Consider the following 13,067-nt stretch of genomic DNA (forward strand, 5'->3'; position numbering starts at 1 on the left):
GTCTGAAACCGATGGGGCTCACATATGTGGCTCACCGAACGAAGAGGTTCTCGCGTGGTCCTTTCCCCCAAGCACGCACCGAAGCTGCTCGCGGCGCTCGCCGCGATGGCCGTGGGGCTACCCTTCCTGACGGCCGGGCCCGCGGCCGCGGAGCCGCCGCCCGACGACCAGGTGATCCAGCCCGCGCTGCCGTTTCCGGTTCCGCCGCTGCCCCCGGGTTTCGACCCGGGGTTCTATCGGCCGCCCGTGGAGACCTACGCCGATCTGGCTCCCGGTCGGATCATCGCCGCGCGCCAGGTCAATCTGGCCAACCTGTCGCTGATCCCGCTGAACGTGGACGCCTGGCAACTGTCCTACCGCTCCACCAACTCCCGCGGCGAGGCCATCCCCGCCGTGGCCACGGTGATCAAGCCGCGCGGCTACGTCGCCGACCGGCCGCTGTTGTCCTATCAGATCGCCGAGGACTCGACCGGCAACTACTGCATGCCGTCGTATCAGCTCCAGATGGGTTCCATCCCCGCGACCTTGACCGGATCCACCCTGGTGGCCGCGCAGTTCCTCGAGGTGCAGGCGGCGCTGGCCCAAGGCTGGGCCGCGGTGATCCCGGATCATCAGGGACCGGACTCGGCGTACGCCGCAGGGCCTTTGGCGGGCCGCATCACTCTCGACGGCATCCGCGCCGCGGAGAACTTCGCGCCGATGCAACTGTCCGGGACCCGAACCAGGGTCGGGATGATGGGCTACTCCGGCGGCGCGATCGCCACAGGCTGGGCCGCCGAGCTGAAGCGCGGCTACGCGCCCGAGCTGAACGTGGTGGGCGTCGCCGAGGGCGGCATCCCCGCCGACCTGTCGGCCGCACTGCGGATGGCCAACGGCAATCTCTCCTCGGGGCTGATCTTCGCGGGCGCGCTCGGCGTCTCGCGCGAGTATCCGCAGCTGCGGAAATTCCTCGACGACAACGCGAACGGCCTGGGCAGACTCATGATCGCGGGCAAGGACCAACTCTGCGCGAGCTACCAGGCCGCGCTGTTCCCGTTCGCGGACAACCTGGGGATGCTGGCGAAGAACCCGTTCACCGACCCCGCCGTCGCCGAAGTGTTGAACGAGACGAAGCTGGGCCGAGCCGTCCCGGACATGCCGATGCTGATGTACCAAGCCAACGCCGACTGGCTGATCCCGGTCGGGCCCGTCAACGAGCTGGTCGGAACCTACGCCCGGGACCCGGGCGCACGGGTCGAGTACATCCGCGACCATTTCAGTGAGCACCTCACCCTCGACCCGATCGCCGCGCCGCGCGCGCTGCTGTGGCTGAAGGACCGGTTTGCGGGTGCGCCGGTGGCCGAGGGGGTCACGATCACCGATGTGGGCTCGATGACGCTGGATCCCGCCACCTGGCAGGTGTGGGGCGATACGGTGGGCACCGTCCTCGCGGCCGCCTTCCAGCAGCCCATCGGCAGTGGCCGCTGAACGAACCGGGTGAGAGCTCGTGTCGCGGCTGCGTTCCGCGACATGAGCACCTGCGTCTGAGACGATCGATCGGAAACCCTTCCCCCGGAACTTACTCCAAAGTAAGGTTGACCCATGGCGTGGAAACCAACTGAGATCCCGGACCAGACGGGACGCACCTTTGTCATCACCGGCGCGAACGGCGGTCTCGGCGCCGTCGCCACGAAGGTCTTGGCGGCCAAGGGCGCGACCGTGATCATGGCCTGCCGCAACGCGGTCAAGGCGAAAGAGGTCGCCGGCGGCATCGACGGCGACGTCCGCGTGGCCGAACTCGACCTCGCCGATCTGGCCTCGGTGCGCAAGTTCGCCGACGCCGGTGGCGAGTTCGACGTCCTGGTCAACAACGCGGGCCTGATGAACATCCCGTTCTCGCGAACCAAGGACGGGTTCGAAACCCAGTGGGGCGTCAACCACCTCGGACACTTCGCGCTCACCGGCCTGCTGCTGGACCGGATCAAGGATCGGGTGGTCACCCTCTCCAGCATCGCGCACAAGCAGACCCCGAAGCTGTGGATCGACGACCTCGACTACGAGAACCGTCGCTACCAGCGCAATCTCGCCTACGCGCAGTCCAAGCTCTGCAATCTGATGTTCGCCCGCGAATTGCAGCGCAGGCTGCGGGAATCCGGCTCGGACAAGCGCTCCTACGGTGTGCACCCCGGTGTCTCGGCCACCGACCTCTTCGCCCACACCGAGACGCCGCTCGATTACGTCTCGAAGCCGTTCATCCGCTTGATCGGGCACTCACCCGCCAAGGCCGCGCACTCGACTCTGTTCGCCGCGACCATGCCCGACGCCGATCCCGAGATCTACTGGGGACCGACCCGGCTCTTCGGTAGCCAGGGACCGGTGCGCCCCTCCTCGTCCACCCGTTTGTCGCAGAACCGGGAGCTGTGGCAGCGGCTGTGGGCCGAGTCCGAGCGCAAGACCGGCGTCATCTACCCGTTCTGAGCCGGGCCCGGTCCGGGCACCTGTGACGCGCGAGGCGGGCGGCTCATCCCGGGGGCACCGGCGGACCGCTCGCTCGCGACGGATCATCGGTGAGCGCCCGTGCATGCCCAAGAGCCGCCCGCTCGGGTGAGCGGTCCCCGCACCCGGCCGACAGCCGCCCCAGCGTTGGACCAGAGCACGTCCCAGCCTGCGCAGGACGGCGCACCTGGGTCTACGGCCCGCGTAGTAGAACGGGTACCGTAGAAGCCGTGTCCGCCTCTCCCCGCCGCTCGGCACACAACCGCCCGGCCCTGATCGCGCTGGTGATCGTCGCCGCGCTGGGCTGCCTGGCGCTGGCCTGGTGGCAGTGGGAGCGGTACGAGTCCGCGAGCGGCACCGCCCAGAATCTCGGATACGCGCTGCAGTGGCCCCTGTTCGCGGGGTTCGCCGTCTTCGCCTACTTCCGGTTCGTCCGGCTCGAGCGCGAGGCCGGCGCGGAGAAGGACGAGTCCACGAGTCCGCCGCAGCGCGCTTCCACCGCAGCAGGACGCGCCGCGAAACCGGTCGCGCCCACGGAGCTGCCGGCCGGTCTGCTACCCGAGCGCCCGAAGGCCGTCCGGGACGAGGACCCGGTGCTCGCCGAGTACAACCGGTACCTCGCCGCGCTGCACGCCCACGACATCGATGAACAGGTCCGCGCGGCAGGCCTGCACACCCGCGAGAGGAGCGCCGGTTGACCACCAGCGAGAATTCCACCGAGACCACCACCGCCCCGGCCCCGGCCGACAACACCGCCAAGGTCCGTCCGGCGCTGCTGCGCTACCGGGCGCTGGCCTGGATCACCGGTCTCTGGCTGCTGCTGCTCACCGGTGAGATGATCGCCAAGTACGGCTTCGACGTGCACACCCCCAGTTGGATCGCCGTCGTGCACGGCTGGGTGTACTTCGTCTACCTGCTGGTCACCGCCGACCTCGCGGTCAAGGTCCGCTGGCCGGTCCTGCGCACCGTCGGCACCCTGCTCGCAGGCACCATCCCGCTGCTGTCGTTCTTCGTCGAGCACGTCAACGCCAAGCAGGTCAAGCAGAACTTCGGCGTCTGAACCGACGGATCGCCGCTCGCGTCAGCCTTCGGCGAGCGCCGCCAAGGCGGGCGTCAACTGAGCCAGCGCCCGCCCGCGATGCGACACCGCGTCCTTTTGGGCGGGCGTCAACTGAGCGGCCGTGACATCGCCGCCCGTCGGGATGAACAGTGGGTCATAGCCGAAACCGCCGTCGCCGACCGGCTTGCGCCCGATCGAGCCGGGCCATTCGCCGCGCACCACAGTCTCCGCGCCGCCGGGCACCACCAGCGCGCAGGTCGACACGAACCGGCCGCCGCGACGCTCCTCCGGCACGTCCGACAGTTGCGCCAGCAACAGCGCGTTGTTGGCCGCGTCGTCACCGTGCGTGCCGGACCAGCGCGCCGACAGCACACCCGGCATCCCGTTCAACGCGTCCACCTCGATGCCCGAATCGTCGGCGACGCAGGCCAACCCGGTGGCAGCGGCGCCGTCGCGGGCCTTGGCCAGCGCGTTCTCCTCGAATGTCGCGCCGGTCTCGGGCGCCTCGTCGTACGGGGGAACGTCGTCCAATCCGAGGATCTCGATGCCGGCGATACCCGCCTCATCGAGGATGCGGCGCAGTTCGTTCAGCTTCTTTGCGTTGCGGCTGGCCACCAGCAGACGGCGGGTCATCACTTCTTCTTCGCCTCGGCGGGCTCCGGCAGCACGCCGGGATACGGCAGCGCCAGCGCCTCCTTCTGCACGACGAACAACTGCTCGCAGCCCGCCAGCGCGGCGTCCAGCAGCTTGTCCAGCGTCGAGCGGGGAAAAGTGGCGCCCTCGCCGGTGCCTTGGATCTCCACCAGCGTTCCGGTGTCGGTGGCCACGACGTTCATGTCCACCTCGGCGCGCGAATCCTCCTCGTACGGCAGATCCAGGCGCACCCGGCCGTCCACCACGCCGACGCTCACCGCGGCGATCGCGCACGAGATCGGCTGCGGGTCGGCCAGCGCGCCCGCCGCGCCGAGGTAGGTCACGGCATCCGACAGCGCCACATAGGCGCCGGTGATGGCGGCCGTCCTGGTACCGCCGTCGGCCTGGAGCACATCGCAGTCGATCGCGATGGTGTTCTCGCCGATCGCGGCCAGGTCGATGCAGGCGCGCAGCGACCGGCCGATCAAGCGGCTGATCTCCTGGGTCCGTCCGCCGACCCTGCCCTTCACCGATTCCCGCCCACTGCGGGTGTGCGTCGCGGCGGGCAGCATCGCGTATTCGGCGGTGAGCCAGCCCAATCCGGAGTCGCGTCGCCACGGCGGCACCCCCTCGGTGACGCTCGCGGTGCACATCACCCGCGTCTGCCCGAACTCCACCAGCACCGAACCAGCTGGGTGCGTGGTGAAACCACGGGTGATCCGGACCTCGCGGAGCTCATCGTCCGCCCTGCCATCGGCTCGTCTCGACACGGCCACAGCCTACTGTGTTCAATTTGCCGCGACTTCGTCGCGGCGTGTTCGCGGCCCCTTTGTGGCTGCTTGTTGTGTTCGTGGATGGTTTCGGGACTGCTACGGGCACACTCCGATGCGGGCTTATCATCCGCATAGCCGAGCGGATCTACGGCCTTCGGCGGCAGCTATGTGCGTCGAGGAGACCTGCTGGTCTGCCCCGCCTGACTCGGGTTCGGTCAGATATCGAAGGTTTCGCCGGGGGCGACCGCGTGTACGGGGCCGGTGAACTGGGCTTTCGCCTCGGCGATTACGTCCTCGCGGGAGGTCCACGGGGGAATGTGGGTGAGCAGGAGTTCCTTTACGCCTGCCTCGGCGGCGATCTGGCCTGCCTCGGTGCCCGAAAGGTGAATGCCGGGGGGCCGATTCGCCGGGTCGTGGGTCCAGGAGGCCTCCGCCATCAGAACGTCGGCGCCCTGCGCGAGTTCGTGGACCTGGGGGCACAGTGCGGTGTCGCCGGTGTAGACGAAGGTGCGTCCGCTCGCGGTGACGATCCGCAGGCCGTAGGACTCCGGAGGGTGGTACATGCGGCGCGCGGTCACGGTGTGGCCAGGCCCGAACGAGATCGGCTCGCCTTCAACCCAGGGCCGCATGTCGATCACATCGGACCAATCATCGCATTCGCCGCCGACCTCGGCGGAGGCGTTGCCGATGCGTACCGAGGTGTCCGACGGACCGCGCACGATCGCCTTCCCCTCCGGCGGGGTGGGATGGTAACGACGCCACACCAGCAAACCGGGCAGGTCCAGGCAGTGGTCGGCGTGCAGATGGGTCAGGAAGATGTCGACCTCACCGGGATCGGCGTGGCGCTGCAACGCGCCGAGCACTCCCGGACCGAAATCGATGACCGTCGGCGGCATGTCCGGGCCGGTCAGCAGGTAACCCGACGCAGGAGAGTCCGGGCCGGACACACTGCCCGAGCACCCGAGGACGGTAAGGCGCATTCCCCCATGCTGCCACGCGGAATTCTCACTCAAGAAAGGATCCCCCACATTCTCCGGCGGGCCACGCGCTCACCGCGGCGGCGCGCCGATTCCGGCTCGGGCTCCGCGGCGGCTTCGTCGTGCATCTCCAGAGAGTACCCAGCCGGCCAGCAATCCACTCAACGCGCCGAATAGATGCCCCTGCCAAGAGATTCCGGGCTGTCCGGGCAGCACGCCCCACAGCAGCGACCCGTAGAGGACCAGCACAACGAGACCGAGCACGATCTGCCCTACATTGCGGGCGAACCAGCCGCGCGAGATGAGGAAGGTCAACCAGCCGAATACCAGCGAGGACGCGCCGAGATGCACACTGCCGGAGGCTCCGGTGAGCCAGACGCCGAACCCGGCCGACAGCCAGATGATCGCGGTGGCGGCCAGCCCGCGCCCGAGGCCCGCGAGCAACACGAGGAAGCCGAGCACCAGCACCGGAAGCGTGTTGCCGATCAGGTGCGGCCAGCCATGGTGCAGCAACGGGGCGAACAGGACGCCGGTCAGCCCGTCGGCACGGCGCGGCTCGATACCCGCGGAGTCGAGCCGCCCACCGAGGGCGGTGTCGACGCCCTCGATCCCGTAGAGAACCCCCACGAATCCGGCGATCAGCACACCGGCCCGCAGCCACAACTGTTTGATCGCGCCGATGCCGCCGTTCGGCGGCGCGGACGGCCCCGGCGCACCGACGGGCTCACCCAGTCGCGCGCGGATCGCCGCGATCCGATCCGGGTCGAACGACGCCCCGAGTCCTGCGCCGGCCATGGCCACCTCCTCGCCGTAGCGGGGACGTGGCCCCGCCACATCGAGGGTACCGGGGGAATCAGGCCCAGAGCTGCCCGTCGAGCCGCTCTTCCGCCTCTTCGAGCGTGCCGTCGTACGCCCCGGTCGACAGGTACTTCCACCCGCCGTCGGCGACCACGAAGGCGATGTCGGCGCGGGCACCCGCCTTCGCCGCCTTACGGGCGACGCCGAGCGCCGCGTGCAGGATGGCGCCGGTGGAGATTCCGGCGAAGATGCCTTCTTCGAGCACCAGTTCGCGGGTGCGTTTCACCGCGTCGTACGGGCCGACCGAGAAACGGGTGGTCAGCACGCTCTCGTCGTACAACTCCGGAATGAATCCCTCATCGATGTTGCGCAGACCGTAGACCAGTTCGCCGTAACGCGGCTCGGCGGCCACGATCTCGATGCCCGGCACCCTTTCCCGCAGGAAGCGGCCGGTCCCCATCAGCGTGCCCGTGGTGCCGAGACCCGCGACGAAGTGGGTGATCTCGGGCAGGTCGGCCAGGATCTCCGGGCCGGTCGTCTCGTAGTGCGCCAACGCGTTGGCCGGATTGCCGTACTGGTAGAGCATCACCCAGTCCGGGTTCTCCGCCGCGATCTGCTTGGCCAGTGCCACGGCCTGGTTGGAGCCGCCCGCCGCGGGGGAATCGATGATCCGCGCCCCGAACATGGTGAGCAGCTGGCGCCGCTCCACCGAGGTGTTCTCCGGCATCACACAGATCAGCTGGTAGCCCTTGAGCTTCGCGGCCATGGCCAGCGAAATGCCGGTGTTGCCGCTGGTGGGCTCGAGAATCGTGCACCCGGGTCGCAGCAGACCGTCCGCCTCGGCCTGCTCGATCATCCGCAGGGCGGGCCGATCCTTGATCGAGCCGGTGGGGTTGCGATCCTCCAGCTTGGCCCACAGTCGCACATGGTTGTCACCATCCCATCGGGGAGACAGTGTGCGCAGGCCGACCAGCGGTGTGTTGCCGAGGGTCGCGATCAGCGATTCGTAACGCGCCACGGGACGGGTCAGCCTCCGGCCACGGCGGGCAGGATCGTGACGCTGGCGTCCTGCGGCACCTCCGCCGCGAGCCCGCCCGCGAAGCGCACGTCCTCGTCGTCGACGTAGATGTTGACGTAGCGGTTGAGCTTGCCGTCCTTGAGCAGGCGCTCGGCGAGGCCGGGGTGGTTGGCCTCGAGATCATCGATGAGCGCCGACAGCGTGGCGCCTTCGGCCTGCACGCGCTTCTCACCTCCGGTGAGGCCGCGCATGATGGTCGGAATGGACACGGTTACCGGCATGGGTACTCCTCGGTTTCGCGAACAGGCATCGGTCTAGTTCTCGTACGCGTCGACGATCCGCACCGGCTCCTCGGTGACCTCGCCGTCGACGATCCGGTAGCTGCGCAGCTCGTGCCGCTCGGGGTCGCGGGTGGAGATCAGCACGTAGTGCGCGAACGGCTCGGAGGCGTAGGACACGTCGGTCCGGCTCGGATAGGCCTCGGTGGCGGTGTGCGAGTGGTAGATGACCACCGGCGTCTCGTCGGCGTCGTCCATCGCGCGCCACACCTTCAACTGCTCGCCGGAGTCGAAGCGGTAGAACGTGGGCGAACGCTCGGCGTTGACCATGGCGATGAAGCGCTCGGGACGATCCGAACCCTCCGGCCCCGCGATGACACCGCAGGCCTCGTCCGGGTGATCGGCGCGCGCGTGCGCCACCATCGCCTCCACGAGGTCGGCCCTGATCACCAGCACGAGTCGCACACCTTTCCACCACGCCGACCCATCGCAGTCGACAACGAGCCAGGATATTCGGGTATTCCCCCGGCGACGTCGCCGGTCCCCGGTTCGAGGCATCGCCTGTTCAGACCCCTAACAGATCACGGTAGGCCGGGATGCCCGCCACCGAACGCGCCGAGCGGATCGCATCGACGACGGCGCGCTCGACGCAGACGGCGGCGGCCGTGCAGATCTCGTCCAGGACGAGCAGATCAGCGGGGAAGGCCGGCGGCAGCGGCAGGTCCGTGCCCTCCTCCGCGGTCCCGGTGGCGATCGCGAAGAGGGTGTCGCCGTCCAGCGGCGAGTGCGCCGGACGGATCGCCCTGGCCAGCCCGTCGTGCGCGGTGGCCGCGACCCGCTTGCATCCCGCTGGATCGAGCGGGGCGTCCGTGGCCACGACGCCGATCGTGGTGTTGAGCACGGTTCCCTTCACCGGCAGCGCGTTCGCCGCCGCCAACTGTTCCGCGCTCGGTGGCCGCAGCTCGAAGAAGTCGGGTCCGTCGGTGCCGCACCCCCACGGCAAGCCGGTACGTGGGTCGAACACCGAGCCGACGGGATTCGCCACGATCAGCGCGGCGACGGTGATTCCCGCGGCGGCGCCTTCGCCCAGCGCGACGCTCGCGGAGCCCACCCCGCCTTTGATCGATCCCGCGCGCGCCCCGACGCCCGCGCCGACCGAACCCCGGGCGAAGTCGATGCCCGCCGCAGCCGCCGCCCGATAGCCGAATTCTGGGGTCGGACGAATGTCCCACGCGCCGACCGGAAGATCGAAGATCACCGCGCCGGGGACGATCGGCACCACCCGGCTCGGGTCGGTCGGGTCCATCACGATGCCCGCGCCGTTCTCCTCCAGCCAGCGCATCACCCCGTCGGCCGCGGCGAGGCCGAAAGCGCTGCCGCCGGTGAGCAGGATCGCGTCGATCTGGCGAACGGTGTTCATCGGATCGAGCAGATCGGTCTCGCGGGTGCCCGGCCCGCCGCCGCGCACGTCGACCGACGCCACCGCGCCGCCCGGCACCCGCACGACCGTGCAGCCCGTCGCCGCACCGGAGCCGAGCGTCGCGTCCGGGTCGAGGACGTGGTAGTGCCCGACCAGAACTCCGGGCACGTCGGTGATCGAATTACGTTCTCCCGGTGCGGCGTTCACCATCTCTACTCCTCACGGCGCGGGACTTCCGGTCGCCTCGCGCCGATCTTCGCAGCACAGCCGGTCAGGGAGCCAGCGCTTGCAGCAGCGAGTCCTGCATCCAGGTCAGCCAGTGGTACACGTCCAGATGCGGCGCGCGCGGATCGTCGGGGTCGAGATGGTCGGGCGTGTCGGCGTCGATGTCCAGCACCGTGCCGAGCGCCAGCCGGACGTCGGTGAGCGCGGTCAACCACGCGTCGGCCTGCTCGGGGGTGAGGACGATCTTGCCGCCCGCGCTCGGCACGGTGTCCAGCACGACCGACCCGGCCGCCAGTTTGGCGTCGATGATGTCGGGCTCGTGCAATCCGCGCAGGGCGCTGTTGAGGTCGGCGCGTTCGGCGTCCGGCGAGCCGGGCTCGCTGCGATGGAAGTCGGGGAGGAGTCTGCGCAGCCGCGGATCCTCCGGCGGGATGGTGTTGCCGGATCGCAGTCCGGTGAGGGCGGCCAAGTCGTCGTCGGGCGCGGACTCGGCGCGCTCGTTCAGCAGCCCGGAGACCGCACCGACCAGCGACCGAAGCACATCGGCCTCACGTGCGTCCATCTCGGATCGCAGTTTGAGACCGCTCAGCGAGTTCTTCCTGCTCCACTTGCGCACGGCGTCAGGGTAGTCGTCCAGGTCAGTCGTCCCGTTGCATGGTGGCCCAGAGCCCCGCGGCGTGCAGCCGCTGGACATCGTGCTCCATCTTGTCCCGGGAACCGGACGAGACCACCGCCTTGCCCTCGTTGTGGACCTTCAGCATCAATTCGGTCGCTTTCGCTTTGCTGTAGCCGAACAGCTTCTGGAAGATGTAGGTCACATAGTGCATGAGATTGACCGGGTCGTCCCAGACGACGGTCACCCAGGGGCGGTCCTCCGCCTCCAGGATCTCGGTGTATTCGACCGCTTCGGGTGTCGCCTGTGCCGCCGACAATGTCGCGTTCGCGGCGTCCACAACGACGTCACCCCGGACTGTGTTGCACAAGGCCATACGGTCAAGGGTACGACTCGACCCCTAATAAACAACACCCACGCAGCCCCGATTCACGTTTCCGCCGGTTCACCGAGCCGATGCCGGACACCGTGAGCCGACCGTTCTGTCTACAGTGACGGCGTGGACCTGCCTGACGGCGTCGCCAGCACGGCGCTGCTGACCGACCAGTACGAACTGACCATGCTCGCCGCCGCGCTCGCCGATGGTTCAGCGCATCGGCAGTGCACCTTCGAGGTGTTTGCTAGACGTTTGCCAAACGGTCGTCGCTATGGCGTCGTCGGTGGTACCGGCCGGGTGCTCGACGCGCTGCGGCAGTTCCGCTTCGGCGAGGCGGAGCTGGCCGTCGCCGCCTCGTTCTCCGACCGGCGGACGCTCGATTGGCTGCGCGACTACCGGTTCACCGGCGACATCGACGGTTACGCCGAGGGCGAGCTCTACTTCCCCGGCTCCCCGATCCTGTCGGTGCGCGGCAGCTTCGCCGAATGCGTCGTCCTGGAGACGCTGATCCTGGCGATTCTCAATCACGACAGCGCGATCGCGGCCGCGGGCGCGCGGATGGTCAGCGCCGCGGGCGGCCGCAGGATGATCGAAATGGGTTCCCGGCGCGCCCACGAGCTGGCCGCCCCGGACTGCGCGCGCGCCGCGTATCTGGCCGGGTTCGACGCCACCTCCAATCTGGAGGCGGTGCGTCGCTACGGGATTCCGGGCGCCGGCACCAGCGCGCACGCGTTCGTCCTGCTGCACAGCGGCCCCGACGGGGCGCACGAGGCCGAAGCGTTCCGCAGCCAGGTGCAGACGCTCGGGGTCGGGACGACACTGCTGGTGGACACCTTCGACATCACGCGGGGCGTCGCGACCGCCATCGAGGTCGCGGGCACCGAGCTGGGCGGCGTGCGGATCGACTCCGGCGACCTCGGCGTCCTGGCCAGGCAGGTGCGCGACCAACTCGACGCGCTCGGGGCCACCAAGACCCGCATCGTGGTCTCCGGCGACCTCGACGAATACGCCATCGCGGCGCTGCGCGCCGAGCCGGTCGACGTCTACGGCGTCGGCACCGCGCTGGTCACCGGCTCCGGCGCGCCGACCGCAGGCATGGTCTACAAGCTGGTCGAGGTCGAAGGTGTGCCGGTCGCCAAACGCAGCAGCCACAAGCAATCCCGCGGTGGCACCAAGAAGGTGATCCGCTTGGCCCGCGACACCGGAACGATCGTCGAGGAGATCGTCTACCCGGCGGCCGGACCGGTGCCACCTGCCAACGGCTTCGAAGCCAGGCAGCCGCTCGTCCCGCTGGTGCGCGGCGGTGAGCAGGTCGAGGACCTGCCCACCCTCGCCGAGAGCCGGGATCTGGTCGCGCGGGGCCTGATCAGCCTGCCGTGGGAGGGACTCAAGCTCTCGGCGGGCGAACCCGCCGTGGTGACCACCTTCGCCTGAGGTCAGCGCCTGCGCGGGTCGACGCGGGAGACCAGCAGCAGTCCGGCGGCGAAGAGCAGCGCGAACACCACGCCGGTGATCCCGAACCACACCCATGCCGACGGATCGGCGGGACGGGAGCCAAGCAAGAAGACGACCGCGAGAAAAACGGTGGTGCCGATGATCACGCTGCGGAACAGTTTGGCAGGACTCATGGGATGGTCTCCGAATAGAAAGGCGGCGAACCCCGCCGCCGACGAAAGGTGCACTCGGTAATCACCCCGGGCGGTGGTCGCGTTTACATCGCGAGCCGCAGAATTCCCGCGAGTCGGGCGAACGAGCGGGCGACCGCGCGGCAGAATCTGAAACAGCCATTCAGCACACCGCGGGAGGTCGCCATGACCCGGGCACTGATCATCGTCGACGTCCAGAACGATTTCTGCGAGGGCGGTTCACTCGCGGTCACCGGCGGAGCCGCCGTGGCCGCCCGGATCAGCGAGTACCTCACGGCGGCGAAGTACGGCGCGATCGTCGCGACCCGGGACTATCACGTCGATCCCGGCGCGCACTTCTCCGACGCGCCCGACTACATCGACACCTGGCCGCCGCACTGCCTGGTCGGCACGCCGGGCGCCGATTTCCACCCGGCGCTGGCCACCGGAGTCGTCCAGGCGATCTTCTCCAAGGGCGAGTACTCGGCGGCCTACTCCGGATTCGAGGGCACGACCGAGGACGGCACCGGGCTGGCCGACTGGCTGCGCGAGCGCGGCGTCGACGCCGTCGACGTGGTCGGCATCGCGACCGACCACTGCGTGCGCGCCACCGCGCTGGACGCGCGCATCGAGGGTTTCGACACCCGCGTCCTGCTCGACCTCACCGCCGGTGTCGCCCCCGATACGGTCGCCGTCGCGCTGGACCGCATGCGCGGGGCGGGCGTCGACCTGGAGGGGAGCGTCAACCGGTAGACCGCTCGGTCTCGGCGACCGTCCCGCCCTGTCGGAGGCGACG

General features: G+C 69.3%; 17 protein-coding genes. 6 read left to right on the forward strand and 11 right to left on the reverse strand.

Annotated elements, in window-relative coordinates; genetic code table 11:
• The first annotated feature begins 105 nt into the window (after positions 1 to 105).
• From NA8_RS17480 to NA8_RS17495, 4 genes are all read left to right on the forward strand, one after another.
• The gene (locus NA8_RS17480) at positions 106 to 1,467 is read left to right on the forward strand and encodes a lipase family protein (protein ID WP_084466889.1); all 1,362 of its coding nucleotides are present in this window, start codon (positions 106 to 108) and stop codon (positions 1,465 to 1,467) included.
• A gap of 114 nt (positions 1,468 to 1,581) precedes the next feature.
• On the forward strand, positions 1,582 to 2,457 hold the full coding sequence (locus NA8_RS17485) for an oxidoreductase (protein ID WP_062971698.1): 876 nt from the start codon (positions 1,582 to 1,584) through the stop codon (positions 2,455 to 2,457).
• A 248-nt stretch (positions 2,458 to 2,705) separates the two neighbouring features.
• Positions 2,706 to 3,173 carry a hypothetical protein gene (locus tag NA8_RS17490; RefSeq protein WP_063051451.1) on the forward strand — a complete coding sequence of 156 codons (468 nt, stop codon included), beginning with the start codon at positions 2,706 to 2,708 and terminating at the stop codon, positions 3,171 to 3,173.
• Positions 3,170 to 3,535 (forward strand): DUF3817 domain-containing protein, encoded by a 366-nt coding sequence (locus tag NA8_RS17495; protein WP_063051452.1) that lies wholly within the window; start codon positions 3,170 to 3,172, stop codon positions 3,533 to 3,535. Before NA8_RS17490 ends, NA8_RS17495 begins: the two co-directional genes overlap by 4 nt.
• A gap of 21 nt (positions 3,536 to 3,556) precedes the next feature.
• Here the strand turns inward: NA8_RS17495 and rdgB are convergent, their stop codons facing one another.
• The 10 genes from rdgB to clpS form a co-directional block, all read right to left on the reverse strand.
• On the reverse strand, positions 3,557 to 4,168 hold the full coding sequence (gene rdgB, locus NA8_RS17500; protein ID WP_063051453.1) for an RdgB/HAM1 family non-canonical purine NTP pyrophosphatase: 612 nt from the start codon (positions 4,166 to 4,168) through the stop codon (positions 3,557 to 3,559).
• Positions 4,168 to 4,938 (reverse strand): ribonuclease PH, encoded by a 771-nt coding sequence (rph, locus tag NA8_RS17505; RefSeq protein ID WP_063051491.1) that lies wholly within the window; start codon positions 4,936 to 4,938, stop codon positions 4,168 to 4,170. The genes rdgB and rph overlap by 1 nt, the downstream gene beginning before the upstream one ends.
• A 218-nt stretch (positions 4,939 to 5,156) precedes the next feature.
• Positions 5,157 to 5,921: a cyclic nucleotide-degrading phosphodiesterase gene (locus NA8_RS17510; RefSeq protein WP_063051454.1), complete on the reverse strand. Its 765-nt coding sequence runs from the start codon at positions 5,919 to 5,921 to the stop codon at positions 5,157 to 5,159.
• A gap of 69 nt (positions 5,922 to 5,990) precedes the next feature.
• Positions 5,991 to 6,713: a rhomboid family intramembrane serine protease gene (locus tag NA8_RS17515; protein ID WP_084466890.1), complete on the reverse strand. Its 723-nt coding sequence runs from the start codon at positions 6,711 to 6,713 to the stop codon at positions 5,991 to 5,993.
• A gap of 58 nt (positions 6,714 to 6,771) precedes the next feature.
• Positions 6,772 to 7,734: a cysteine synthase gene (locus NA8_RS17520; RefSeq protein ID WP_063051455.1), complete on the reverse strand. Its 963-nt coding sequence runs from the start codon at positions 7,732 to 7,734 to the stop codon at positions 6,772 to 6,774.
• 8 nt (positions 7,735 to 7,742) lie between these two features.
• Positions 7,743 to 8,015, reverse strand: coding sequence for a MoaD/ThiS family protein (locus tag NA8_RS17525; protein ID WP_063051456.1), 273 nt, complete (start codon positions 8,013 to 8,015; stop codon positions 7,743 to 7,745).
• A gap of 33 nt (positions 8,016 to 8,048) precedes the next feature.
• The gene (locus tag NA8_RS17530) at positions 8,049 to 8,468 is read right to left on the reverse strand and encodes a M67 family metallopeptidase (RefSeq protein ID WP_062971793.1); all 420 of its coding nucleotides are present in this window, start codon (positions 8,466 to 8,468) and stop codon (positions 8,049 to 8,051) included.
• A 109-nt stretch (positions 8,469 to 8,577) separates the two neighbouring features.
• On the reverse strand, positions 8,578 to 9,642 hold the full coding sequence (locus tag NA8_RS17535; protein ID WP_063051457.1) for a P1 family peptidase: 1,065 nt from the start codon (positions 9,640 to 9,642) through the stop codon (positions 8,578 to 8,580).
• A 61-nt stretch (positions 9,643 to 9,703) separates the two neighbouring features.
• Positions 9,704 to 10,273: an oxidative stress transcriptional regulator AosR gene (aosR, locus tag NA8_RS17540; protein ID WP_062971711.1), complete on the reverse strand. Its 570-nt coding sequence runs from the start codon at positions 10,271 to 10,273 to the stop codon at positions 9,704 to 9,706.
• 22 nt (positions 10,274 to 10,295) lie between these two features.
• On the reverse strand, positions 10,296 to 10,646 hold the full coding sequence (gene clpS / locus NA8_RS17545; RefSeq protein WP_039796380.1) for an ATP-dependent Clp protease adapter ClpS: 351 nt from the start codon (positions 10,644 to 10,646) through the stop codon (positions 10,296 to 10,298).
• Between the two features lie 123 nt (positions 10,647 to 10,769).
• Here clpS and NA8_RS17550 point away from each other — a divergent pair, with 123 nt between their 5' ends.
• Entirely contained in the window at positions 10,770 to 12,080 is a 1,311-nt protein-coding gene (locus NA8_RS17550) for a nicotinate phosphoribosyltransferase (protein WP_063051458.1), read from the forward strand.
• 2 nt (positions 12,081 to 12,082) lie between these two features.
• Here the strand turns inward: NA8_RS17550 and NA8_RS17555 are convergent, their stop codons facing one another.
• Positions 12,083 to 12,274: a hypothetical protein gene (locus NA8_RS17555; RefSeq protein WP_063051459.1), complete on the reverse strand. Its 192-nt coding sequence runs from the start codon at positions 12,272 to 12,274 to the stop codon at positions 12,083 to 12,085.
• Positions 12,275 to 12,457: 183 nt separating this feature from the next.
• Here NA8_RS17555 and NA8_RS17560 point away from each other — a divergent pair, with 183 nt between their 5' ends.
• The gene (locus NA8_RS17560) at positions 12,458 to 13,024 is read left to right on the forward strand and encodes an isochorismatase family protein (RefSeq protein ID WP_063051460.1); all 567 of its coding nucleotides are present in this window, start codon (positions 12,458 to 12,460) and stop codon (positions 13,022 to 13,024) included.
• The last annotated feature ends 43 nt before the right edge of the window (positions 13,025 to 13,067 follow it).

Source organism: Nocardia arthritidis NBRC 100137 (assembly GCF_001612765.1).
GTDB classification, from domain to species: domain Bacteria; phylum Actinomycetota; class Actinomycetes; order Mycobacteriales; family Mycobacteriaceae; genus Nocardia; species Nocardia arthritidis.